This window comes from Pseudomonas sp. B21-059 (genome assembly GCF_026016285.1).
Taxonomy (GTDB): Bacteria; Pseudomonadota; Gammaproteobacteria; order Pseudomonadales; family Pseudomonadaceae; genus Aquipseudomonas; species Aquipseudomonas danubii.
This window is the reverse complement of sequence record NZ_CP087201.1, coordinates 2,939,757-2,962,188: the sequence shown is the minus strand read 5'-3', so window position 1 is coordinate 2,962,188 and position 22,432 is coordinate 2,939,757. Positions and strand designations below refer to the sequence as shown.

General features: G+C 65.7%; 28 protein-coding genes and 1 pseudogene. 18 read left to right on the top strand and 11 right to left on the bottom strand.

All coding sequences use genetic code 11. From position 1 onward, the window contains the following. Nucleotides 1-57: 57 nt before the first annotated feature. Nucleotides 58-1,254, bottom strand: coding sequence for a PrpF domain-containing protein (locus LOY69_RS13615; protein WP_265074739.1), 1,197 nt, complete (start codon nucleotides 1,252-1,254; stop codon nucleotides 58-60). Between the two features lie 233 nt (nucleotides 1,255-1,487). On the opposite strand from LOY69_RS13615, the gene LOY69_RS13610 reads away from it, so the two are divergent. From LOY69_RS13610 to LOY69_RS13590, 5 genes are all read left to right on the top strand, one after another. Beyond that, nucleotides 1,488-2,102, top strand: a complete 615-nt coding sequence (locus LOY69_RS13610) for an alpha/beta fold hydrolase (protein WP_265074738.1) — start codon at nucleotides 1,488-1,490, stop codon at nucleotides 2,100-2,102. A 251-nt stretch (nucleotides 2,103-2,353) separates the two neighbouring features. After that, nucleotides 2,354-2,941, top strand: a complete 588-nt coding sequence (locus tag LOY69_RS13605) for an AidA/PixA family protein (RefSeq protein WP_170004248.1) — start codon at nucleotides 2,354-2,356, stop codon at nucleotides 2,939-2,941. A 240-nt stretch (nucleotides 2,942-3,181) separates the two neighbouring features. Beyond that, the gene (locus LOY69_RS13600; protein WP_265074737.1) at nucleotides 3,182-3,802 is read left to right on the top strand and encodes a LysE family translocator; all 621 of its coding nucleotides are present in this window, start codon (nucleotides 3,182-3,184) and stop codon (nucleotides 3,800-3,802) included. Nucleotides 3,803-3,910: 108 nt separating this feature from the next. Next, nucleotides 3,911-4,192, top strand: a complete 282-nt coding sequence (locus LOY69_RS13595; RefSeq protein ID WP_102879703.1) for a type II toxin-antitoxin system ParD family antitoxin — start codon at nucleotides 3,911-3,913, stop codon at nucleotides 4,190-4,192. Further along, nucleotides 4,189-4,503 carry a type II toxin-antitoxin system RelE/ParE family toxin gene (locus tag LOY69_RS13590; protein ID WP_265074736.1) on the top strand — a complete coding sequence of 105 codons (315 nt, stop codon included), beginning with the start codon at nucleotides 4,189-4,191 and terminating at the stop codon, nucleotides 4,501-4,503. The genes LOY69_RS13595 and LOY69_RS13590 overlap by 4 nt, the downstream gene beginning before the upstream one ends. Here the strand turns inward: LOY69_RS13590 and LOY69_RS13585 are convergent. Further along, the gene (locus LOY69_RS13585) at nucleotides 4,500-4,712 is read right to left on the bottom strand and encodes a hypothetical protein (RefSeq protein ID WP_265074735.1); all 213 of its coding nucleotides are present in this window, start codon (nucleotides 4,710-4,712) and stop codon (nucleotides 4,500-4,502) included. The two genes, LOY69_RS13590 and LOY69_RS13585, sit on opposite strands and share 4 nt — an antisense overlap. 115 nt (nucleotides 4,713-4,827) lie before the next feature. On the opposite strand from LOY69_RS13585, the gene LOY69_RS13580 reads away from it, so the two are divergent. Together LOY69_RS13580 and LOY69_RS13575 are read left to right on the top strand one after the other, a co-directional pair. After that, complete coding sequence (locus LOY69_RS13580; RefSeq protein ID WP_123393887.1) at nucleotides 4,828-5,229, top strand: hypothetical protein; 402 nt, start codon at nucleotides 4,828-4,830, stop codon at nucleotides 5,227-5,229. Nucleotides 5,230-5,314: 85 nt separating this feature from the next. Then, complete coding sequence (locus tag LOY69_RS13575) at nucleotides 5,315-5,869, top strand: UPF0149 family protein (protein ID WP_265074734.1); 555 nt, start codon at nucleotides 5,315-5,317, stop codon at nucleotides 5,867-5,869. Nucleotides 5,870-5,955: 86 nt separating this feature from the next. On the opposite strand, the gene LOY69_RS13570 is transcribed toward LOY69_RS13575, so the two are convergent. From LOY69_RS13570 to LOY69_RS13555, 4 genes are all read right to left on the bottom strand, one after another. Further along, on the bottom strand, nucleotides 5,956-6,543 hold the full coding sequence (locus tag LOY69_RS13570; protein WP_110597002.1) for a hypothetical protein: 588 nt from the start codon (nucleotides 6,541-6,543) through the stop codon (nucleotides 5,956-5,958). Between the two features lie 16 nt (nucleotides 6,544-6,559). Beyond that, a complete protein-coding gene (locus LOY69_RS13565; RefSeq protein ID WP_110597001.1) occupies nucleotides 6,560-7,171 on the bottom strand; it encodes a hypothetical protein in 612 nt (203 codons plus the stop codon). A gap of 107 nt (nucleotides 7,172-7,278) precedes the next feature. Next, nucleotides 7,279-7,629, bottom strand: a complete 351-nt coding sequence (locus tag LOY69_RS13560) for a hypothetical protein (protein WP_102879710.1) — start codon at nucleotides 7,627-7,629, stop codon at nucleotides 7,279-7,281. Nucleotides 7,630-7,668: 39 nt separating this feature from the next. Then, a complete protein-coding gene (locus LOY69_RS13555; RefSeq protein WP_110653538.1) occupies nucleotides 7,669-7,962 on the bottom strand; it encodes a hypothetical protein in 294 nt (97 codons plus the stop codon). A gap of 89 nt (nucleotides 7,963-8,051) precedes the next feature. Here LOY69_RS13555 and LOY69_RS13550 point away from each other — a divergent pair, with 89 nt between their 5' ends. Then, on the top strand, nucleotides 8,052-8,480 hold the full coding sequence (locus tag LOY69_RS13550) for an N-acetyltransferase (protein WP_181430935.1): 429 nt from the start codon (nucleotides 8,052-8,054) through the stop codon (nucleotides 8,478-8,480). A gap of 83 nt (nucleotides 8,481-8,563) precedes the next feature. Here LOY69_RS13550 and LOY69_RS13545 read toward each other — a convergent pair whose 3' ends face one another. Together LOY69_RS13545 and LOY69_RS13540 are read right to left on the bottom strand one after the other, a co-directional pair. Beyond that, nucleotides 8,564-9,349, bottom strand: coding sequence for a PhzF family phenazine biosynthesis protein (locus LOY69_RS13545; RefSeq protein ID WP_253166715.1), 786 nt, complete (start codon nucleotides 9,347-9,349; stop codon nucleotides 8,564-8,566). A 5-nt stretch (nucleotides 9,350-9,354) separates the two neighbouring features. Further along, entirely contained in the window at nucleotides 9,355-10,050 is a 696-nt protein-coding gene (locus tag LOY69_RS13540; RefSeq protein WP_102879712.1) for a transcriptional regulator, read from the bottom strand. 183 nt (nucleotides 10,051-10,233) lie between these two features. Here LOY69_RS13540 and LOY69_RS13535 point away from each other — a divergent pair, with 183 nt between their 5' ends. The 5 genes from LOY69_RS13535 (at nucleotide 10,234) to LOY69_RS13515 (ending at nucleotide 16,277) form a co-directional block, all read left to right on the top strand. Beyond that, the gene (locus LOY69_RS13535; RefSeq protein WP_110653537.1) at nucleotides 10,234-10,926 is read left to right on the top strand and encodes a response regulator transcription factor; all 693 of its coding nucleotides are present in this window, start codon (nucleotides 10,234-10,236) and stop codon (nucleotides 10,924-10,926) included. Next, nucleotides 10,926-12,263 carry a sensor histidine kinase gene (locus LOY69_RS13530; protein WP_265074733.1) on the top strand — a complete coding sequence of 446 codons (1,338 nt, stop codon included), beginning with the start codon at nucleotides 10,926-10,928 and terminating at the stop codon, nucleotides 12,261-12,263. Before LOY69_RS13535 ends, LOY69_RS13530 begins: the two co-directional genes overlap by 1 nt. A gap of 103 nt (nucleotides 12,264-12,366) precedes the next feature. Continuing rightward, nucleotides 12,367-14,607, top strand: a complete 2,241-nt coding sequence (locus LOY69_RS13525; RefSeq protein ID WP_265074732.1) for a TonB-dependent siderophore receptor — start codon at nucleotides 12,367-12,369, stop codon at nucleotides 14,605-14,607. A gap of 32 nt (nucleotides 14,608-14,639) precedes the next feature. Beyond that, nucleotides 14,640-15,542, top strand: coding sequence for an alpha/beta hydrolase (locus LOY69_RS13520; protein ID WP_265074731.1), 903 nt, complete (start codon nucleotides 14,640-14,642; stop codon nucleotides 15,540-15,542). A 117-nt stretch (nucleotides 15,543-15,659) separates the two neighbouring features. Then, nucleotides 15,660-16,277 (top strand): DNA-3-methyladenine glycosylase family protein, encoded by a 618-nt coding sequence (locus LOY69_RS13515; RefSeq protein WP_207167689.1) that lies wholly within the window; start codon nucleotides 15,660-15,662, stop codon nucleotides 16,275-16,277. 159 nt (nucleotides 16,278-16,436) lie between these two features. On the opposite strand, the gene LOY69_RS30565 is transcribed toward LOY69_RS13515, so the two are convergent. After that, the gene (locus LOY69_RS30565) at nucleotides 16,437-16,565 is read right to left on the bottom strand and encodes a hypothetical protein (RefSeq protein ID WP_413787153.1); all 129 of its coding nucleotides are present in this window, start codon (nucleotides 16,563-16,565) and stop codon (nucleotides 16,437-16,439) included. An 8-nt stretch (nucleotides 16,566-16,573) separates the two neighbouring features. Beyond that, a pseudogene (locus tag LOY69_RS30560) lies at nucleotides 16,574-16,696 on the bottom strand (TRAP transporter large permease subunit); the annotation flags it as partial. 111 nt (nucleotides 16,697-16,807) lie between these two features. On the opposite strand from LOY69_RS30560, the gene LOY69_RS13505 reads away from it, so the two are divergent. The 4 genes from LOY69_RS13505 to LOY69_RS13490 all read left to right on the top strand — a co-directional run bounded on the left by LOY69_RS13505 (nucleotide 16,808) and on the right by LOY69_RS13490 (nucleotide 21,014). Then, nucleotides 16,808-17,839 carry an AraC family transcriptional regulator gene (locus LOY69_RS13505; protein WP_170004227.1) on the top strand — a complete coding sequence of 344 codons (1,032 nt, stop codon included), beginning with the start codon at nucleotides 16,808-16,810 and terminating at the stop codon, nucleotides 17,837-17,839. Nucleotides 17,840-17,945: 106 nt separating this feature from the next. Beyond that, nucleotides 17,946-19,067, top strand: coding sequence for a polyamine ABC transporter substrate-binding protein (locus tag LOY69_RS13500; RefSeq protein WP_265074730.1), 1,122 nt, complete (start codon nucleotides 17,946-17,948; stop codon nucleotides 19,065-19,067). A gap of 105 nt (nucleotides 19,068-19,172) precedes the next feature. Further along, nucleotides 19,173-20,621: an amidase gene (locus LOY69_RS13495; protein ID WP_213666221.1), complete on the top strand. Its 1,449-nt coding sequence runs from the start codon at nucleotides 19,173-19,175 to the stop codon at nucleotides 20,619-20,621. Nucleotides 20,622-20,684: 63 nt separating this feature from the next. Further along, a complete protein-coding gene (locus LOY69_RS13490) occupies nucleotides 20,685-21,014 on the top strand; it encodes a hypothetical protein (RefSeq protein ID WP_110653531.1) in 330 nt (109 codons plus the stop codon). Between the two features lie 33 nt (nucleotides 21,015-21,047). On the opposite strand, the gene LOY69_RS13485 is transcribed toward LOY69_RS13490, so the two are convergent. Then, the gene (locus tag LOY69_RS13485) at nucleotides 21,048-21,479 is read right to left on the bottom strand and encodes an HD domain-containing protein (RefSeq protein ID WP_115582293.1); all 432 of its coding nucleotides are present in this window, start codon (nucleotides 21,477-21,479) and stop codon (nucleotides 21,048-21,050) included. Between the two features lie 267 nt (nucleotides 21,480-21,746). Here LOY69_RS13485 and LOY69_RS13480 point away from each other — a divergent pair, with 267 nt between their 5' ends. Continuing rightward, nucleotides 21,747-22,313 carry a GNAT family N-acetyltransferase gene (locus tag LOY69_RS13480; protein WP_102864490.1) on the top strand — a complete coding sequence of 189 codons (567 nt, stop codon included), beginning with the start codon at nucleotides 21,747-21,749 and terminating at the stop codon, nucleotides 22,311-22,313. Nucleotides 22,314-22,432 lie beyond the last annotated feature (119 nt).

The window sequence follows — 22,432 nt, the reverse complement described above, 5'->3', positions numbered from 1 at the left end:
CCTGTGGCTCGTTCGCAGCCTTCGGCAGCGGCTACACGAGGCGGATTCGGGGTGGGGTCATGCGCGGTGTGCGGCGCCAAGGGCGGCGGTCAGTTCGGGCGAGGCGTTGTAAAGCGGTGTGCTGCCCTGCAACAGGATCTGCGCGCTGCGCCGGTAGGCGGCGCCGTCGATCAGTAGCTCCCCGCCGGCCAGCCGGGCGTTGATCAGGGTCTCCAGCACCCCGGCGGGATTTTCAATCGCCAGTGGGTACTCGCCCGGCTCTTCGCCTATCACCGGTGCCCGCGCCAGCATGGCATGGGCCACAGTGCCCTCGGCCAGGCAGGCCGCCGCCAGGCAGCAGCCACCGGACACCGCAAGGGACGGGTGGGCGTTCTGTGGGGTGAAGTAGCGGGTGGCAATATCCCCGCCTTCTCGCGCCGGGCTGACGATGCAGATCTTCGGGATGGTTTCGCTGCGCCGCAGGTCGTCGGCGCTCATCAGGCTGCCATCGCGCTTGCGCAAGCCCATGCGCAGGCCGCCTTGCACCATCAGGTCCAGCAGGCGCGCCTTGAACTGCAAGTCGGCGTCCAGTTCGGCCGGGGTTTCCTCGCCGGTCTGGCCCAGGTCCGCTGCGCGCAGGATGACCATGGGCACCGCCACATCGATGCAGGTGGCGGCAATGCCGTCCAGCAGGTCGACCCGTTGCCCGGTGGGAAACAGCGCGCCGGTCTTGGCGCCCACCGGTTTGTCGAGGAACAGGTCGACCCCGGGAAACACGCCGTTGACCCCGGGAATTCGCGTGTCGCTCAGCAGCCGACCGTCGCGCAGGCTCAGGCGTGCATACATCGTGGTCTGGGTGTTGCTGTTGTAGATCTCGATCTGCCCACCGCCCTCCCCGGGCTCCAGCCAGCCGCGTTGCAGGGCGTACAACGGCAGGGCCGCGGACATGTTGCCGCAGTTGACGCTCCAGTCGATGGCGCTCTTGCCCGCCGCCAGTTGCGCCAGGGTGCTGATCATCCGTGTCTCGCCGGGGCGGCGCTCGACGATGAACACCTTGTTGCTGGTGGGCCCGCCGCGCCCCAGGCCGGTGATCTGGGTGTTGCCCGGCCACTCGCCCTGCAGCGGCACGCCCATCAGGTGGCGCAGCAGTTCTTCCACCAGGGCTTCGTCCCGGGGCAGCGCTTCGCGGGCCAGGATCAGCCCGGTGGAGGTGCCGCCACGGGCGTGGCACACGGGGAACTCAGGGATAGCAGCAGGCTTTTGCAGATCGGGCATGGCGGGCGCCTCCACGGTGGGCGAAAAGTGCAGCCCCTGGTCGCGCGGGCAACGGGCGGCAGCGCAGCATGATAAACCCTGGCGGCCGATCCCGGGGCGGCGGCATGGCGAGCCGCGGTCGCCTGATACAGCGCTTGCTCGCGCAACCCGAGCACCGTACTTTCTAGCGCCGCGCGCGACCCTGCTGTCAGCGCGAGGGTTCAACCCACCGCCCATGGACCCGGAGCGATGCCATGCCCCAAGCCCCCCAACAACTGTTGTTCCTGCCCGGCGCCTCGGGCAATCGTCAATTCTGGCAACCTTTGGCCGCGCAGCTGCGCCATCCGGCGCGCCAGGTGCACCTGGGCTGGCCGGGTTTTGGCGACACCCCGGCGCGGGCTGATGTGCAGGGCATGGACGATCTGGTGGACCTGGTGCTGCAACACATCGACCAGCCCACCGCGCTGGTGGCCCAGTCCATGGGCGGCATCATCGCGGTGCGTGCGGCCCTGGCGCGGCCGCAGCTGATCACCCATCTGGTGTTAAGCGTCACCTCCGGCGGCGTCGACATGTCCGACCTGGGCGCCAGTAACTGGCGCAAGGATTACACCGTGGCCTATCCGCAACTGCCCCGCTGGTTTGTCGATGACCACAGCGACCTCGGCCCGCGCCTGGGGGAATTGCCCATGCCGGTACTGCTGCTGTGGGGCGACCGCGATCCCATCAGCCCGGTGGCGGTGGGTCAGCGTCTGGCCCGACTGTTGCCACAAGCCCTCTTGCGCATCGTGCCCGGGGCCGACCACGACCTGGGCCTGAGCCATGCCACTCAGGCGGCGCAATGGCTCGACCAGCACCTGGGCGCAGCCTGATCGAAGGCGCCCAAGCGGACGCCTGCCCCTGGCCTTGCACCGCTCGTCTTGTGCTCACTCTTTTTACAGCGGGCCATTTGACTAAGCGTCTTGAGGATCTAGATTCCACTCGCGACTTCACGGAAGTGCATCAAGCTCGAAGCCCGGCAAACCGGGGCCCGGGTACCGATGCTCAGTGGCCGCGCCCGGAAACTCGATTGCCTGTTTGCCTGGGCACTCCAGGCATCTAACGCGACAGCAGGGAGCTGGACATGAACGACAACATCATCGACATCATGGTCACCATTGATGTGGACACCATTCTCAATAGCCAGGGCAAGCAATTCGACAGCGGCCAAACATTCAACCTGCAAAAAAGCGACCCGACGCAGCCCAGCCACCTCTACAACTTCACCACCGGCGGGGTAAGGCTCTCCAGTCAGGCGATCTACATGGTTGCCAGACGCAACAACGCCCCAGTCGGCGAAGGTACGGATGAACTGTCGGTCAACCTCAAGGAGGGCGACCTGATCCACTGGCGCAGCACCAGCCTGTCCGAGGGGCTGTACCACACGGTGCTGCTGTATCAGTACACCCAGACGTCGCCGGTTGTGACGCAACAGAACCCCAATTACGTGCAAGACATCACCCCGGTGGTCTTGAACCACACGCCCATGCCGATCATCAATCAAAGCAATCCATCCGGGCAGCCCATCGCCCAGAGCGTCAAGAACTTCTATTGGGAAGGCCGCGCCGTGCGCCAAGGCAGCATCACCTATACCTGGGCCTTCATGATTGTCGACAGTGACAACCAGGTGGTGGGTTATTGCGACTGGGACCCCTACATCAATATCAACTGAGTGCCTTGCCCCTCTCCCTGTCGGCACCGGGAGAGGGGCTTGCCGTCGCCCTGCCCGATCACTGTCACTGCCTCTCCTCCCCGCTCAACCTTGGCCAAGCCTTGATGCACCGCGAACCAGGCACTTGCCTCCCGCCCGACGCGGCCCGTATTTTATCGACCCCCGCCGCAACAACCTCCCGGCCAGCCCCGAGGTCGCCGATGGCGTGGGCCCGTTCCCTTGCCTTGTCCCGGAGACTGTATGGATCTCGCCACCCTGAGCCTGTTCATCCCCGCCTGTTTCGCCCTGAACATGGCCCCTGGCCCGAACAACCTGTTGTCCGTGAGCAACGCCACCCGTTATGGCTATCGACAATCCTGCCTGGCGGGCAGCGGCCGGCTGCTGGCCTTCGCCGCCATGATCGCCCTGGCCGCCGCCGGCCTGGCGGTGGTCCTGCAGACGTCGGAACTGTTGTTCCATGCCATCAAGATCCTCGGTGCGGGGTATCTGCTGTACCTGGCCTGGCAACTGTGGCGTGCCAACCCCGGCAATGACGTGGCCGATGACCCGGCCCGCGTCGGCCTGTGGGCCCTGGCCCGCCAGGAATTCCTGGTGGCGGCGGGCAACCCCAAGGCGATCCTGATCTTCACCGCCTTCCTGCCGCAATTCGTCGATCCGGCGCAGCCGATGGGCCCGCAGTTCCTGATGCTGGGCGCACTGTTCCTGGGGCTGGAGTGGATCGCCATCTGCGCCTACGCCTACATGGGCCTGCACCTGCGCCGCTGGTTTGCCGAACCCCGGGGCAAGCGCCTGTTCAATCGCGGCTGCGCGGTGCTGTTGTCGGGGGCGGCGTCGGTACTGTTGATGGCGCGACGCGGCTAGAGGAGTACAACCTTCAGTCGGACGGGTACAGCCCATGCATGAGGGGTTCTATGCATTTTGCTCGGCGCGAGGGTAGGATTAAATCCTACTCAGCTGGAGAAACTCCCCATGCGTAGCACTCAGCAATTCAGCATCACCCTGCCAAACCAGATGGCCGACGCGGTGAAAGCCAAAGTCGCTACTGGTGAATATGCCAGCGAAAGTGAAGTCATACGCGATGGCCTGCGGGCATTGATGGCTCGTGATCGAGCCATGGAAAGCTGGCTCACCGGCCAAGTGGCAACCGCCTACGATGCCTTGAAAGCGGACGCTTCACGCACACTCAGTGTCGATCAGGTCCGTGCTCGGTTGTCAGCAGAGCACCAGAACGCCCGCAACAAACTGGAATGACGCACACCGTCGAATTTGCTCCAGAAGCTCTGGAGCAGCTAACCGCGCTCTATCGCTATATAGCCACGGCAGCCTCGCCAAACATTGCCCAGCGCTATACCGACGCCATCGTGAGCCATTGCCAAACGCTGCAGACCTTTCCTCAACGGGGAAACCAGCGGGATGACATACGCCCCGGCCTGCGTATCACACACTATCGCAAGGGGGTCGTGATCGCCTTTGCCGTCGAGACCCGGAAGGTTGTCATCTTGGGCCTTTTTTACGGTGGCCAGGATTTCGAAACCACTCTTCTGGTTGATTGGGAGAACTAAAGAGATGACGCCAACCGCAAGGGCTTTGCGGGGCAGGCCGACCAGGACAATCCAGCATCCGGTGACTCAACCCCGGCCACGGCGGCCTGATGCTGCCGAAAGGCCCGCTGCTCGCCCGCCAGCAGCCGCGGCAATAACTGCAATTCGTCGCTGAGGGCGGCCAGCGGCAGGTGCCGCAAAGACTTCATGTCGAGGATCTCCATGCTCATCAGTTCGCCCCTTTAACGCCGAGACAACAATCCTGCGAATGAGCCTAGGAAACGGATGCGCCCTCGCGCACATTTTTCTCTGCGCGCCGCGTCCGGCTCGCTATGATGTTTTCCCATGAACACCAGCCTCGCCCTTCGCCAACCCTGTCCGCCCGGCGCCTGCATCTGCGAGCGCGAGCAGTTGCTGGACACCCCCGGAGCCGACCTGCGCATCCTCAATCTGACGCGCCAGGAGGAAAAGCGCCTGCTCGAACGCCTGGAGAATCTCAAGGACCTGGCGGACCTGGAGCACATGCAGCGACGGATCTACCAGCAACTGGGGGTCCGTGTGGAGATCACCCCCAGCGACAACGAAGTGCGCAGCATGCGCGGTATCACGATCGCCCTGGCCGAGCACCCCGGCCTGTGTCGCAAGACCCGACAGTCGATTCCCGCCGCCATCCGCCGGGCCATGGAGAACCGCCCGGAAATCGCCTACCGCCTGCTCGATGCCCAGGACTTGCTGCGCGATACCTGACGGCAAGTTTCAGCTACAAGCAGCAGGCTTGCGGCTTGTGGCTCAAAGCTGGAAACTTGCCGCTGCTTTTTCCAGGACTCCCCTCATGCAAAACACCCCACTGAACGCCGCCGACTTCGAGCTGATCGAAGACACCCTGCTCCAGTACGGCGACGACCACTCGGTGCTCAATCCTTGCGAGCTGGACGGCTACTTCACCGCGCTGGTGTCGGGCCCGGCTCAAGTCGATATCGCCGAATGGTTCCCGGGCATCTGGGGCGGCGAAAACCCGGCCTGGGAAACCCCGGAGCAATGCCGGCAGTTCATCGACCTGTGCGTGCGTCACATCAACACCCTGGCCGCGCAATTGACCCAGGCCCCGCAAGCGTTCAAGGCGCGCTTCGAACAGACCGAACACCAGGGCCAGAACCTGCTGCTGGCCGAAGAATGGTGTTTCGGCTACCTGCGCGGGGTGGCCGTGGGCAACTGGCCGGAGATGCCGGCGCCGCAGGTCCAGGCGCTGCAGTTGATCATCGACTGCGCCGAACAGGACAACTTCGAACTGCCCGCCGACCTGAACCTGGAGCAGCATCGCCAGCAGATCGCGGCCATCGAACCTGCCGCGCGGCAGTTGCATGCCTACTGGTTGGCGCAGCGCTGAAATAAACCGCATCCGAAAAAAAAACGCCGCGGGCTCCGATCAGGGCCCGCGGCGTTTTTGTTTGCGGCCTGCCAGCGGCGCGAGGCTTACAGCAATTTGCGCTGCACCGCTTCATCCAGGGTGCTGCGGGCCAGTTGCTGGACCACGTCGCGGGTGTCCGCCTGGAAAGGAATGGCGACGATCAGCAGCAACTGCATCCAGGTGCGCACCGACTCGCTCTTGCGAATCCGCCCCAGTTCCTTGCCGTCCTTGTCCTTGAACACCGTCTCCAGGGTGAAGGTGTTCTTGGCCGTGGACGGAATCACGAAGAAGGTGGCACCAGTGATGATGGCCGAGGCCATGCTGAACTGTTCGTTGTTGTACAGGGTGGCTTCGGCATACAGGTCCGATTCGACCTTGTCGGTGCTGACCCGGGCAAAGCGCCCGGACTGGCGGTAGGCGTCGGCCACCACGGTTTCCCAGGCGGCCGCCGGAGCGCCGGCGGCGGCATTGGCCGGGCCGCCGTTGACCTGGTACATGGCGGTGGTGCGAACAAACGCGCTGGGCTTTTGCTCGGTGGTCTGTGCCGCCGGAGGCCAGGTGCCGACGGCTGTCAGTTCGTGTTGCGAGTAGGACACGCAGCCGCTCAGCAGCACTGCGCCGAGCACCAGGACGTGCTTGATGGAAACCAACATGTGTCTCTCCTTGATCTTAGCGTTGTGCCAACCGGGCGCTGGCGTTGTCGAGCAATTTGGCAACCAGTTCATTCAGTTGCTTGGCGCCCTGGGTCGGGGCCCAGTACTCACGGCCGTACAAGCCGACGTTGCGCTCGAACTTGAGCTGCTCCTTGGCACTGGCCAGTTCCTGGCCGTTGCGGTCGACGATCGACAGCTCGCCGGCCAGGTCGAAGCTATCGACGTAGATCGGCCCGTTGACCCAGATCCATACGGTCAGGGTCAGCAAGGCTCCAGGCAGGTAGCCCGGGTGAGGCGCGCGGTGGCCCTTGAGGGAGGTCATGTTGAACTTCAGCACTACGTCCTCCTCGCCCAGGCGGGTGGGGAATTCGCTGAGCTGACGGAAGTAGCCGGCACTCTTGACGTAGGGGGTCAGCTGGGCTGTGAGGGAACGACTGATGGCGGTGCGGGTGGCTTCGTCGATACCGGGAGCGGTGACTTGCACATCGGCAATTTGCGCAGTGCGCGGGCTGCTGATGGGCGCGGGATGCAGCGGCGCGCCCAGCGGGCCGGTGACGCTATAGGAGACACAGCCGGTCAGCGCCAGGGTGGCGATAAGGGCGGCGGCCCTGAGGAGGGTTTTGAACACGAAATATCCTTATTGATCAACGGACAGCACCAAAGTCTCGACCCCAGGGCCCAGAACTTTAGGAAAACCTCGCATTCAGTTGGGGGCTACAGGCCCGCTCCCGGGCCTTATTGATAATCCTCTTCATAGGCCTGGAGCAGATTGAACAAGTGCTCCTGGGGCATCGCGCAGTCCTGCAACGGTTCGGGCGCAACCCCGTTCCACTCCTCATCGGGGTCGCTTTCGACAATCAGCAGCGGCACCTGAGCGTTGTTGAAGAAGGCGAGGATGTCGCGCAGTTCCTGCTCGCGCTCTACATGGTCGTTGTGAAACAGCTTGGCGCTGTAGAAGAAACCCTCGGCGCCACGGCGCAGATAGCCCTGGGCAACGCTCAGGGACAGGCCCAGGCGTTGATGGAGAAACTTGACCAGCGCCAGGCTGGTGGTGGGGGTCGCCGTGGCGAGGCTGATGCGGGACACGACAGGTTCCTTGAAAAACGACAGGTAATGACAGCGCGGTTACTCGGGGCGCCACAGTTCGAGCCCCTGCACATGACGCTCGATGTCGTCCATGTCGTCCTCCCCCAGGGTGCGGTCGAAGGGCTCGCTGAGAATCCTGCGCACCTGCGCCAGGCGCTGGGTGACCTGCTGGTTATCGATGAAATCGGTGGTGGCGCGCTGGTAGTCGGCCACGGGTTTATCCCTGTAGTAGGCGCCCATCTTGTGCAGCGAGATCAACACGAACTCCAGTTCCGCCAGGGCTTGCAGGGCCTGCTCCCCCGAGAGGGTGATGGTGCGGTTGCTTTCCAGCATCGAATACTTCCTTGACTCTCAACCATTGGACAGACCGCCGCCACCTGGGTAGCGTGCGGCGCACATTTCAAACAGACAGGCCCCCAAACATGCTGATCAGGGACTTTCAAAGCAGCGATCTGCAAGCGTTGCTGGCGCTCTGGCTGGACGCCTCGATCCAGGCCCACCACTTTGTCGACCCCGATTTCTGGCGCGCCAAAGTCGAGGACATGCGCAACCTCTACATTCCCCATGCCCAGACCCGAGTGGCCGAACGCGACGGCCAGCTCCTGGGTTTCTACTGCCTGCATGAGGATCAGCTGGCAGCGATTTTCGTCAGTGTGCAGCACCAGGGCCAGGGCGTGGGCAAACAGCTGCTGGCCGATGCCCGCGAGCGGCGCTCACGCCTGGAACTGGCGGTGTATGCCGCCAACCTGCCAAGCATCGGCTTCTACCGCCAGCAGGGATTCCAGGTGATCGGCAACGGCATTGACCCCAATACCGGAGAAGCCGAGCTGATCATGGCCTGGCCGGGCTGAAGGGCGCGACTCTACTCCCCCAGGCGGCGCCCGGACAAATCCGCCGGCGGGTATCAGGCCGGCTCGTTAAAGCCACCGCTGCTTCAGAGGAAGAGGCTGCCCTTGAGGTACAAGGCACCGTGGCCACTGATGATCACCCGCCCGTTGTCCAGCACCTGACACTCCAGCTGGCCCTTGCGCGCCCCGCCCTGTTGCGCCCGCAACTGACGCTTGCCCAGGCGCGCGGCCCAGTAAGGCGCCAGGGAGGTATGGGCGGAACCGGTGACCGGGTCTTCATTGACTCCGACCCGCGGGCCGAACCAGCGCGAGACGAAATCGAACTCCCGGGACGGCGCCGTCACGGCAATGCCGCGCACATCAAAGGCCGCCAGTGCGGCGAAATCCGGTTTGAGCGATTCCACCAGGCGTTCGTCGTCCACCACCAGCAGGTAATCGTCGGTGCGATACAGGGCCTCGGCCGCTGGCAACCCCAGGGCTTGCAGCAGGGCCGGAGCAATCGCCACTGCCTCGGGCTGCTTGGCGGGAAAATCCATGGACAACAGGCCGCCCTCGCGGCTCACCCGCAACTCGCCGCTGCGGGTGGCAAAACGCAGCACGTCGCGGCGCTCGCCCAACTGCTCGAACAGCACCCAGGCCGCCGCCAGGGTGGCGTGCCCGCACAGGTCGACTTCCACCGTGGGGGTGAACCAGCGCAGCTCGAAGACTTCGCCCCGGGGCACGAAATAGGCGGTTTCCGACAGGTTGTTCTCCAGGGCGATGCGTTGCAGGAGTTCATCCGGCAACCAGGCCTCCAGGGGGCACACCGCCGCCGGGTTGCCACCGAAGACGTGGGAGGTAAAGGCATCCACTTGAAAGATATCGAGTTGCATCGCGGTCATTCCTCGGCGCCTTCGGCGCGGATCTGTTCCAGGTAGTTGTAGATGGTGTAGCGGGTCACCCCCAGTGCCGCGGCGGCCTTCTCGATTCCGCCCTTGACGATGAACACCCCGCGCTCCTGCATCTGGCGCACGGCGTCGAGCTTGTGCTGCTTGCTCAGGCGCGTCGCGTTTGCCGGGCAGGCGCCCTGGATGATCTGGGCCAGCAACTGCTCCATGTCGCGGGTTTCATCGTGGCGCGGCGCAGGCGCGCTGCCCAGGCCCAGCAACTGGCCCAGGCAGGCGTGGGCGGCGGCGATGCCGCTCAGGTCGCTGTTGCTGCACAGGCTGGCGAAGGGCTGCCCGCTGCGGTCGCGAAAGATCACCGTGGAGCTGCGCAGCTCGCGGCCGTCGGGGGCCAGGGTCGGGTAGTTTTCCAGCACCAGCGGGGTGCTCGCCGAGCGGTCTTGCAGGGCACTCAGCACCGCGGCAAAACCCAGGTCCTGGCGCGGCCCGCCCAGCACCGGGTCGCCCACCCGGCGCCCGGTGACATGGCCGTTGGCGATGGCGACGATCGACGATTCCGGGCGGTCCAGGTCATGCAGGACGATTTCCACATGCTGGCCAACCACGCTGGCAAGCATCTGCAAGGTGCTGCGCAGCACCTGCAGGACCAGTTGGCGCTCGGCAAGAAGGGCATCGCAAGGCGGGTTCATGGGCGGTTACCAAGGAAAGTGGCCGGGAAAAATATCAACACCTTGTTGAATATTCAACTTTTAGTCGACCAGCGACTCAATCCTGTCAACCCATCGTGGCAATTGCACAGCCAGGGGCATTGCTGCAATATCCGCAAATGTAAAACATTCTCATTAGAGACCTCCATTCAAGTGCTCTCCCCCGTGCCCCCCAACCTGCTCCTCGTGGAAGACGACGCCCGACTGCGCGACGATCTGGACCGGCATTTGCGCCAGCGCGGCTTTGCCGTGACCACCTGCACCGACGGCCGCCAGGGCCTGGCAGCGGTGCGCGCCGGCCGCTTCGATCTGGTGCTGCTGGACATCATGCTGCCGGGCCTGGACGGCCTGGCCCTGCTGGAAACCCTGCGCCAGGAGCAAGACACGCCGGTGATGCTGATGTCGGCCCTGGGGGCCGAGCAGGACCGCATCACCGGCTTCACCCGGGGCGCCGACGACTACCTGCCCAAGCCCTTCAGCCTGGCCGAACTGGACGCCCGCGCCGACGCCCTGCTGCGGCGCATGGCCCGGGTGCAACAGCAGCAGGCCACACGCCAGGACCCGGACCTGAGCTTCGACGACCAGGCCCAGGATGTGCTGCACCAGGGCCGCGCCGCGGGCCTGACCGGCTCGGAATACCGGCTGCTGGTGACCCTGCGCGAGCACCCCGGAGAAACCCTGAGCAAGCCCTTTCTCTATCAGCACGTACTGCACCGCATCTATACGCGCCTGGATCGCGGACTGGATGTGCACGTGTGCAACCTGCGGCGCAAACTCGCCGACCTTGGGGTGCAGCACCTGCAGATCCAGGCGGTGCGCGGTGCCGGCTACATCCTGGTGGAGGCGCAACGTCACTGATGCGCCGTCATCCCCTGCTGTGGAAACTGGCCGGGCTGCAGATCGGCTTCTGCCTGCTGCTGACCTGGATCATCTGGACCTGGGGCCTGTCGGCCGAGCGCAGCACCTATTTTCTCGACCCCGCCGATCGCCAGTACCTGGCCCGCTATGCGCAGCAGGCCGAGGCCGCCTGGCAGCAGGGCGGCGCCGCGGCGGTGGATGCCTTTGAAAAACGCCTGGCGGCCGAGGAAGACACCTGGGTCGCGGTGCTCGGCGAACGCCTGCAACGCCTGGGCAGCACGCCGCTGAGCGCCGAGGACGCCAGCCACCTGACCTTCATGCGCAAGCTCGACTGGCCCATGAGTCGGCGCCTGCAGGACGAGTTGCCCTACGTCAGCATCGAGTTCCCCGAGCACCCGGAACAAGGCCGGCTGGTGCTGCAACTGCCCGAGCGCCTGCTGCCCAGCGGCCTGACGCCCTGGACCCACCTCTTCAGCCATGGCGTGGTGCCGACCCTGCTCGCCGCCCTGCTCGGCCTGTTGCTCTATCGCCATCTGGTGCTGCCACTGAACCGCCTGCGCGACCGCGCCGATGCCTTGCGCGCCGACGACCTGGACAGCCAGGGGCTGGGCACGCCCCTGGTGAACCGCCACGACGAACTGGGGGAACTGGCCCTGGCCTTCGAGCACATGGCCGAGCGCCTGCGCCAGAGCCTGGCCCAGCAGCGCCTGTTGTTGCGCACCTTGTCCCATGAGCTGCGTACGCCCCTGGCGCGGTTGCGCATCGCCCACGACAGCCCTTTGCCGCCGGAGCAGTTGCGTCAGCGCCTGGACCGGGAAATCGCCGACATGCAGCGCCTGCTGGAAGACACCCTGGACCTGGCCTGGCTCGACACCGAACGTCCGCAACTGCCCACCGAAGCGGTGCAGGTGCTGTCGATCTGGGAGGCGCTGCGCGAGGACGCCTGCTTCGAAAGCGCCTGGGACGCCGAGCGCCTGCCCTGCCTGCTGGACGCCGAGTGCCGGGTCCAGGTGCACCTGGACAGCATCGCCCAGGCCCTGGAAAACCTGCTGCGCAATGCCATCCGCTATTCCCCCGCCGACGGCCGGGTGAGCCTGCGCGGCTGGCGCGAAGGTGCCTATTGGCACCTGTGCCTGGAAGACCAGGGACCGGGCGTGGCCGAGCAGGACCTGCAACGGATCTTCCAGCCCTACCAGCGCCTGGACTCGGCACAGGGCGACGGTTTCGGCCTGGGTCTGGCCATCGCCCGGCGCGCCGTGGAACTGCATCAGGGGCGGATCTGGGCCAGCAATGGCAAACCCGGGTTGTGCATGCACCTGCTGCTGCCTGCCGCCTAGACCCACGACCTGGAAGTGTTTAGAAAGTTAATGCGCTTTACTCGCAAATAGCAGTCATTATCATTCGTGATCTTCTGTTTCTGCCTCTGTCCGGAGATCACCGATGTCCATGCGCTCGCTGCGTCCTTTCGCCCCCTTCCTGCTGTCCGGCTGCTGCCTGCTCAGCCACGCGGTGCAGGCCGCCAATGCAGGCTCGACCCCGCCGGTCCTGGAGCTGGAACCCCAGAGCGTCATCGCCACCGCCAAGGAAGAAACCAAGCAGGCACCGGGGGTCTCGGTGATCACCGCCGAGGACATCCAGAAGCGCCCGCCGGCCAACGACCTGTCGCAGATCATCCGCACCATGCCCGGGGTCAACCTCACCGGTAACTCCACCAGCGGCCAGCGCGGCAACAACCGGCAGATCGACATCCGCGGCATGGGCCCGGAAAACACCCTGATCCTGGTGGACGGCAAGCCGGTGGGCAGCCGCAACTCGGTGCGCTACGGCTGGCGCGGCGAGCGCGACAGCCGCGGCGACACTAACTGGGTGCCGGCCGATCAGGTCGAACGCATCGAAGTGATCCGCGGCCCGGCGGCGGCCCGCTACGGCAACGGTGCCGCTGGCGGGGTGATCAACATCATCACCAAGCAGGCCGGCAGCCAGACCCACGGCAACGCCACGCTCTACAGCTCGTTCCCGAGCCACAAGGACGAAGGCGCCACCCAGCGCGCCAGCTTCGGCCTCAACGGCCCGCTCACCGACACCTTGAGCTACCGGGTCTATGGCAACGTGGCCAAGACCGACTCCGACGACGCCGACATCAACGCCGGCCATGAATCCCTGCGCACCGGCAACCAGGTCGGCACCCTTCCCGCTGGCCGCGAAGGCGTACGCAACAAGGACCTCAACGGCCTGTTGAGCTGGCGCATGACTCCGGACCAGAGCCTGGACTTCGAAGCCGGCTTCAGCCGCCAGGGCAATATCTACACCGGCGATACCCAGAACACCAACAGCAACAAGAATGTGCAGAACCTGCTGGGCCACGAGACCAACCGCAGCTACCGCGAAACCTACGCCCTGACCCATCGCGGCGATTGGGACTTCGGCAGCTCCATGGCCTACCTGCAATACGAGAAGACCCGCAACACGCGGATCAACGAAGGCCTGGCCGGCGGCACCGAGGGCATCTTCAGCAACAGCGAGTTCTACACTGCGGTGCTGCGCGACCTGACCGCCCATGGCGAAGTCAACCTGCCGCTGCACTCAGGTTTCGAGCAGACCCTGACCCTGGGCAGCGAATGGTCCCAGCAGAAGCTCGACGACCCCAGCGCCAACACCCAGAGCACCAGCGAAGGCGGCGCCGTGGGCGGCCTGAGCTCAAGCAACCGCAGCACCCAGTCCAGCGCGCAGATCTTCTCGCTGTTCGCCGAAGACAACATCAAACTGCGCCCGGGCACCATGCTCACCCCGGGCCTGCGCTTCGACCATCACAGCATCGTGGGCGACAACTGGAGCCCGTCCCTCAACCTGTCCCATGCCCTGAGCGACACCCTGACCCTCAAGGCCGGCATCGCCCGGGCCTACAAGGCGCCGAACCTGTACCAGCTCAACGCCGACTACCTGCTCTACAGCCGCGGCCAGGGCTGCTATGGCCAGAGCACCAGCTGCTACCTGCAGGGCAACGACAAGCTCAAAGCAGAAACCAGCGTCAACAAGGAACTGGGCCTGGAGTACAAGGCCGACGGCTGGGTCGCCGGCCTGACCTACTTCCGCAACGACTACAAGAACAAGGTGGAATCCGGCCTGGCGCCAGTGAGCCGAGCCAGCGGCGGCAGCGGCGCCTACCGCAACGCGGCGATCTACCAGTGGGAGAACGTGCCCAAGGCCCTGGTGGAAGGCCTGGAAGGCACCCTGACCATACCCCTGGCCAGCCAGCTGACCTGGAACAACAACTTCACCTACATGCTGCAATCGAAGAACAAGCAAACCGGCGACTACCTCTCGGTGACCCCGCGCTACACCCTCAACTCGATGCTCGACTGGCAGGCCACCCAGGACCTGTCGTTGCAGGCAAGCGTGGCCTGGTACGGCCAGCAGACGCCGAAGAAATACGACTACCACGGCGACCGAGTCACCGGCAGCGCCACCCAGCAACTGGCGCCCTACGCCATTGCCGGGGTCAGCGGCACCTACGCCCTGACCCGTCACCTGAGCATCACCGCCGGGGTCGACAACCTGTTCGACAAACGCCTGTTCCGTGAAGGCAATGCCCAGGGCGTGAACAACATCGCCGGGGCCGGCGCCGCCACCTACAACGAGCCCGGGCGCACCCTGTACACCAGCCTGAGCGCATCGTTCTGATGCCATCGCCCAGCCCCCGCCGAGAACGCCTGATGAGACGTTTTGTTCTGCCCCTGGCCCTGGCCTGGGGCCTTGCGGGAACGGCCCTGGCCGCCCCCGCCCCGGACCAGCCCATGGACCGCAGCCTGCTACAGCGCCAGGACCTGCCCTACCGCTTCAGCAGCCTGCAACTGGATTCCGCCGACGGCCAGCGCCACTACCAGCTGTGGATCGGCCAGCCGCTGCAGGCACCGCCGCCACAGGGGTACCCGGTGCTGTGGATGCTCGATGGCAATGCCGCCATCGGCGCTCTGGACCCCGAGCAGCTCAAGCGCCTGGACCGCGGCCCGGCGCCGCTGCTGGTGGCGGTGGGTTACCAGACCCCGCTGCGCATCGAACGCAACGCCCGCACCTATGACTACACCCCGCAGCAACCGGGCCTTGAAGCACAGCAAGACCCGCTGACCGGGCAGCCCAGCGGCGGCGCCGAGGCCTTCCTGCAGTTGCTGCGCGAGCGCATGCGCCCGGCCGTGGCGGCGCAGGCGCCGATCGACCCGGCGCAGCAGACCCTGTGGGGCCATTCCTATGGCGGCTTGCTGGTGCTGCAAGCGCTGTTCGCCCGGCCCCAGGAGTTTCGCCACTACGCCGCCGCAAGTCCTTCGCTGTGGTGGGGCGACGGCCTGGTCCTGACCCAGGCCCAGGGCCTGGCCGGACGCCTGCAGGGCCAGCGTGCACAACTGTTGCTGATGCGTGGCGGCGCCGAACCGGGCAACCCGCGCCAGCCAGCGGGGCCCGAGGCCGACCAGCGCGCCCGCCAGTTGCAGGCGCAACTGGCTCAGGTGCCGGGGCTGGCCCTGGACTACCACAGCTTCGAAAAACTCAGCCATGGCCAAACCCTGGCGGCTTCCCTGCACTACGTGCTGGAGCGGCTCTACCTCCCGGCGGCCAAGGACTGAAAACCCTGCGCCCGGGTGCAAGGCCCGGGCAGCGAGTTCCAGCGCAAGAGACGGGGTGCAAGCCTTGGGGCGGCGGGCTAATCTGCCGCTCGCCCCGCCACGTGTTCCGGATCGCCAATGCCCACCTGCCCCGCCACTCGTTTTCTTGCCGCACTGGATGCCGACTGGGCCGCACTGATCGCCGCCGTCGGCCCCTGCCTGCACCAGCCCCGCCCGGAGCGCGAGCCTTATCAGGCGCTGGTGCGCGCGGTGGCCTACCAGCAACTGCATGCCCGCGCAGGCGACGCGATACTCGGCCGCCTGCGCGCTTTGTTTCCCGGGCAGGCCTTCCCCACGCCCCGGCAACTGGCCGATGCCAGCCTGGAGCGCCTGCGCGGCTGCGGCTTCTCCGCACGCAAGGTGGCGACCCTGCACGGCATCGCCCAGGCCACCCTCGACGGCCGCGTCCCCGATGCCGCCAGCGCCCGCGGCCTGGATGATGAACAGCTGATAGAGCGCCTGACCCAGCTGCCCGGCATTGGCCGCTGGACCGTGGAGATGCTGTTGATCTACAGCCTTGAGCGCGAGGACATCTTGCCGGTGGACGACTTTGGCGTACGCGAAGGCTACCGCCGCCTCAAGGGCCTGGAGCAACCGCCCAGCCCCCGCCAGCTGCGCCAGATCGGCCAGGCCTGGAGCCCCTGGCGCACCACCGCCGCCTGGTACCTGTGGCGCGTGCCGCCCCACCAACCCTAACCCTGTAGCCGCTGCCGCAGGCTGCGAAAAGCCCCGAAGGGGCTTCAGGGACCTCAAGAGCGGCGCCTGCTTCGCAGTCGTTCGCAGCCTGCGGCAGCGGCTACAGACAGCCAGCGCAACCAGTTGCAGCCAGTTCAGCCAGTGCAACCAGCGTCTCGTTTACATGCCCAGCCAGTTGGGCAAGGCCAGGGAGATCAGCGGGACGTAGGTCACCAGGATCAGGAACAGCAGCAGGATCGACAGTCGGCCCGACTCCAGCAGCACCTTGGCGCAGTCGCGCAGCGCCATGTCGCGGTACCCGCCACGGCAATCGAGCCCACCGTGGCCGGCGACGAACCGGACAACGCGGCGAACAGCATGCAGGCCAGTACCGCGGCAAACGCCAGGCTGCCGCGGATATGGCCGACGCAGGCGTTGGCGTGGGCCAGGCCGACGCCTTCGCCAGCGCGCCAGCGCCGGCAAGTGGGCAATTGAACCGCGCGCGCGTAACCCCTAAAGTCACGCCTCCCGCTATCAATCTGAGATCGCCGATGGCCGCTCTTCGCCTGACTACCCTGCACACCACTCAAGCGGTGCTGGACGCCTTTCGCGACAGCGATGTATCGCCCGAGGTGCTGCTCGAAGGCAGTGGCATCCAGCTGGCCGACCTGGACCTGCCCAACAGCCTGATCAACATCAGCCAGGAAATGCGGGTGTTCAGCAACGCCGTGAAATTTCGCCAGGACCTGGGGCTGGTGCTGGGGCGCAACCTGCATATCAGCGCCTACGGCATGTTCGGCCTGACCCTGCTGACCAGCGCCACCCTGCGCGAAGGCTGGTCCCTGGCGCTGCGCTACCCCTTGCTGCTGGGCACCTTCTTCCGCCTCGACCTGGAGGTCCGCGACGGCCTGGCCTGGCTCACCGCCGACCAGTACAGCGAGACCGAGCTTGAGGTGTTCAACACCGACTTCTGCATGTCGTCCTACCGGGTCACCTGCCAGGACCTGCTGGGCTGCTCCCTGCCCCTGCGCCAGGTGCAACTGATGCACGGCCCGCAACCCTACCTGGACAGCTACGAGCAGGCCTTCAACTGCCCGGTGCAGTTCAACGCAGGGCGCAATGCCATCGGCTTCGACCTGGAATGGCTGGACCGGCGCCTGCCCCTGGCGGACCTGGTCACCCAGAACGACATGCTGCAACGCTGCATCCGCCTCAACGAAGAGCTCAGTGCCCGGCCGACCTGGATCGATCAGGTGCGGCGCATCCTCAATGAACAGCTGCACGCAGTGCCGGACTTCGACAGCCTGGCGCGCCAGGTGCACTGTTCCCCCAGCACCCTGCGCCGGCGCCTGCGGGCCCAGGACACCAGCTATCAGCAGTTGCTCGATGAGCTGCGCTATGCCCGGGCGCAACAGTTGCTGGGCCAGCACAGCCTGCCCATCTACCGCATCGCCGAAGCCCTGGGCTTCAAGGAAACCGCAAGTTTCCGCCATGCCTTCCAACGCTGGAGCGGTGTCGCTCCCGGGCGCTTCCGGCAGTTGGCCGGCCAGCTCGGACCGCTCTCGGACTGCGCTGAAGATTGACGCTAAATATCCCCTATTGACCGTTGCCAACATTCTCTCAGGGACCTATCCGGCCAAGAATGATCCACCCGGAAGGTCCCGCTCATTTCAGACATGGAGTTGTCACATGAAATCGCTGCATACCGCCCTCACCCGCCTGGCCCTGAGCTGCTCCCTGAGCGCCCTGGCCCTGAGCGCCAGCTTCAGCGCCCACGCCGCCCCCGAGCGCACGGTGAACATCTTCAACTGGTCGGAGTACATCGCTCCCAACACCATCAAGGACTTCCAGGCCCAGAGCGGGATCAAGGTCAAGTACGACATCTTCGAAAGCAATGAAGTGCTGGAAGCCAAACTGCTGACCGGCAACAGCGGCTATGACGTGGTGGTGCCTTCCAGCGGTTTCGTCAGCAAGCAGATCAGCGCCGGCGCCTTCCAGCCCCTGGACCGTGGCCAACTGCCGAACTGGAAGAACCTCGACCCGGCAGTGATGAAGCTGCTGGAGCAGAGCGACCCGGGCAACCGCTACGTGATCCCCTACATGTGGGGCACCAACCTGATCGGCTACAACCGCGACAAGGTCCAGGAACTGCTGGGCACCGATGCCCCGGTCAACAGCTGGGACCTGGTGTTCAAGGAAGAGAACCTGAAGAAGCTCAGCCAGTGCGGCGTGACCTTCCTCGACTCGCCCGCCGAGATGCTGCCCCTGGCCCTGCACTACCTGGGCCTGGACCCCAACAGCCAGAACCCCGAGGACTACCGCAAGGCCGAGGCCCTGCTGCTCAAGCTGCGTCCCTATGTGCGCTACTTCCACAGCGCCAAGTGGATGGGCGATATCGCCAACGGCAACATCTGCGTGGCCGTGGGCTACTCCGGCGGCTTCCTGCAGGCGGCCAACCGCGCCAACGAAGCCAAGAACGGCGTGCACATTGAAATGCGCGTTCCCAAGGAAGGCACCCTGGTGTGGATCGACACCGTGGCCGTTCCCGCCGGCGCCAAGCACGTGGACACCGCCCACGCCTTTCTCAATTACCTGATGGAACCCAAAGTCATCGCCTCCATCAGCAACTACGTCGGCTACCCCAATGGCGTGACCGACTCCAAACCGTTCATCCAGCAGACGCTGCTGGACAACCCGGACCTGTTCCCCAGCGCCGAGACCATGACCCGCCTGTACCCCCTGGCACCGCTGCCGGCCAAGGCCGAACGCACCCGGACCCGGACCTGGGTCAAGGTCACCAGTGGCCGCTGAGTTTTTGACCCTCAAGGGTTTGCGGGCCGCCACCAGCGGCGCGTTCGCAGCCCTTGCCCGTTGGCCCGCCACCGGCGCCCCACGGCCTTGATAGAAGAGCTGCCCATGTCGTTATCCCCGTCCAGCCCACCGGCCCTGCACCTGCTGTCCATCGAGGCATTGCTGCACGGCTTTGCCGCCCGGCAGTTCACCCCGGTGGATCTGCTGCACGCCGTGCTGGCCCGGATCGAACGCCATGAGCCGCAACTCAATGCCCTCTGCGAGCGCCAGGACGCGGCCGCTCTCGCCGCCGCCCAGGCGGCTACCGCGCGCTGGGCCGCCGGGCAACCGCTGGGCCGGCTGGACGGCATCCCGATCCTGGTCAAGGACAACAGCGACATCCAGGGCTGGCACACCCGCAGCGGCTCCAGGGCGCTGGCCGACCGCCCACCCATGACCCGCGACACCAGCCTGGTGGCGCGGTTGCGCGAGGCCGGGGCGATCTTCATTGGCAAGACCACCCTGCCGGAACTGGGCAGCACGCCGCTGACCGACAGCCCGCTGACCGGCATCACCCGCAACCCCTGGAACCTGGCCCTGCATGCCGGTGGCAGCAGTGGCGGCAGCACCGCTGGCGTGGCCGCCGGTTACGCGCCGGCGGCCACTGGCAATGATGCCGCCGGATCGATCCGCACCCCGTCGAGCTTTTGTGGGGTGATCGGTTTCAAGCCCAGCCATGGCCTGGTGTCCGCCTGCCCGAGCATCGACCCGGGGGGCATGGCCGCCGAAGGCCCGATTGCCCGGCATGTACGGGATATCGCCCTGCTGATGGAGCTGATGAGCGCCCATGAGCCTGATGAACCTTTCGCCTGGCCCCATGCTCCCGGCCAGTTCCTGTCCGGCATCGAGGACGGCATCAGCGGCCTGCGCATTGCCTTCAGCGCCGACCTGGGCCATGCCGCCCATGTCGATCCGCAGATTGCCGCCCGTTGCCTGGCCGCTGCCCAGTTGCTGCAGCAGGCCGGGGCGACCGTGGTCCAGGCCTCGCCGGACATCGGCCAGCCGGCCGCGAATTACCTGCGGGCCTGGCCGGTGGAAGTGGCCAGCGCCATGGCCGAGGAAATCCCGCTGGAGCGCCAGCACCTGGTCGGCGACTTCCTCCAGCAGGCCCAGGTCCGCGCACGCCAGCTCAATGCCCTGGATTACGCCTGCGCGGTGCAGGAGCGGCATCGGGTCGCGCAACAACTGCATGACTTTCTCGGCGACTACGACCTGCTGCTGACCCCCACTGCGGTGGTCGAGCCCTTCGCCGTGGAGCGCCAGATGCCGCCCGACTGGCCGGAGCAGATCAGCGCCATGTGGCAGCCCACCACCTTCCCGTTCAATTTCAGCCGCCAACCGGCGCTGAGCATGCCCTGCGGCCTGAGCGCCGCCGGCCTGCCCATAGGCCTGCAGATCGTCGCCCGCTTCGGCCATGACGAACGGGTCCTGCGGGCCGCCCGGGCCCTGGAAAAACTGCTGCCTGCCGGGGTGTTCGCTCATCCCGCTGGCCTGCTGGACGCCCCCCGGGCGTGAACTGCACTGAACAACCCGCTGACGCAGCAACATCGCGCCGCTTTACGGACAAGGAGGTGGACCATGGAGTCTTCTAGCAGTTGGTATCAAGACACTCAATTCGACCACGACATCTACGTGATGATCATTCGTGAGCCGAGTTCGCCGAGCCTCTATGCACATCAATCCGGCGCCAGCTTCAGCTACGTCGGGCGGCTCACCGGCCATGGCCAGCACCCGTGCTTTTCCGTGCACTTTGCCTGCCCGCCCTACGGCAACGACTACGCCAGCACCGAAGCCGCCCTGCAAGCCGGGCTGGCCCATGGTCGCGCCCTGATCGAACACTGGCGCACCCGGGGCAGCAAGCCACCGGCGCGCAACGCCGAAGTCGCCCTTTCCAACTACAGCAACTGAACGCCCCGGCGCCGCTGGCCCTGGGCTAGCGGCTCAAGGCCGGTCCAGGCTGTCAAGGTACTCGATGGCCTGGCGGTACTTCTCCAGGCGCCGCCGGTCATCCTCGCTGGGTTCGGGGATGCGTGACAGGTCACTGTTCTCCGCCAGGTCCGCCCGCTTTACCCGCCGCGCCAAAGGATTCTGTGCAGCGCGGCGGATAAACCCCGGATAGTCCTCACCCTCGACCTTGGTCAGCGCCGCCAGGGCCTGCAGCACCTCTTCACTGAAACCTTCGCCGCGCAGTTGCTCCAGGGTCACCGGGCTGTCTTCGATGACGTCGTGGAGCACCGCGACCAGCTGTTCCCGGGGCTCGGACAGCCGCAGCATGACCCGCAGGGGATGGAGGATATAGGGCGCCCCGCCCTTGTCGACTTGCCCGGCATGGGCCCGGGCAGCAATGGCGATGGCGCGTTCCAGGGTACTCATGGGCGGTGGCTCCGGATCTTGGCAACAATGCCGGGGCCATACTAACCCGACCGGTTCAGGCCAGGGCCAGCAGACGCCGGGCCCGTTGCAGCACCGGCGCGTCGACCAGCTGCCCATCCACCTGATAGGCACCGGATGGGGCCATGACCGGTGATCGCCAGCCGAGGCGCGACAGCAGCGGACATTGATGCCGATCAAGCGCCCGGATCGCCGGCGGAGTAAAGCTTGTGGCAATCACCTGCCCTTTGCTTCCCCGGAGACTTGATCATGTCCAGCAGCGCCCTCGATGTCCTCGCCCAACCGCCATTTCCGGCCCAGCAAGGCCAATACTGGATCGACGCCCTGAGCGACGGCAGCCACGTGCTGATCCGCCCGCTGCGCCCTGAAGACCGGGGCCGGGAAAAGGCCTTTATCGAAAACCTCTCCCCCGTCACCCGGCACCAGCGCTTTCTCGGTGAGGTCAAGGAAGTCGGCGATCAGTTGCTGGATCAGCTGATGGACGTCGGCACCCCGCAACGGGTGGCCTACGTGGCCCTGGTCCACGACAACGGCGAGCTGCGGGAAGTCGGCATCAGCCGCTATGCCCAGGTCGACGACCAGCCCTGGCGCTGCGAGTTTGCCGTGACCATCGCCGATCAATGGCAAGGCAAGGGCCTCGGTGCCCTGCTGATGCAGCATCTGATCGACGAAGCCCGTACCAATGGCTTCCAGCAGCTGTATTCGGTGGACAGCGCCGCCAACTACAGCATGCGCCGCCTGGCGAAGACCCTCGGCATGCGCAGCGCCATCGACCCCGATGATGCCACCCAGGTGATCCACAGCCTGGAGCTGTAACCCGCCCAAGCCGCGCCTCGGTCCGAGGCGCGGCCACCTTCGCTTAACACTCTTTGACAGTTTCCAGACAAAGCTGCCAAAGACTCCTCAGACGCCCTTCCCTAGCATCCGCTCATCGA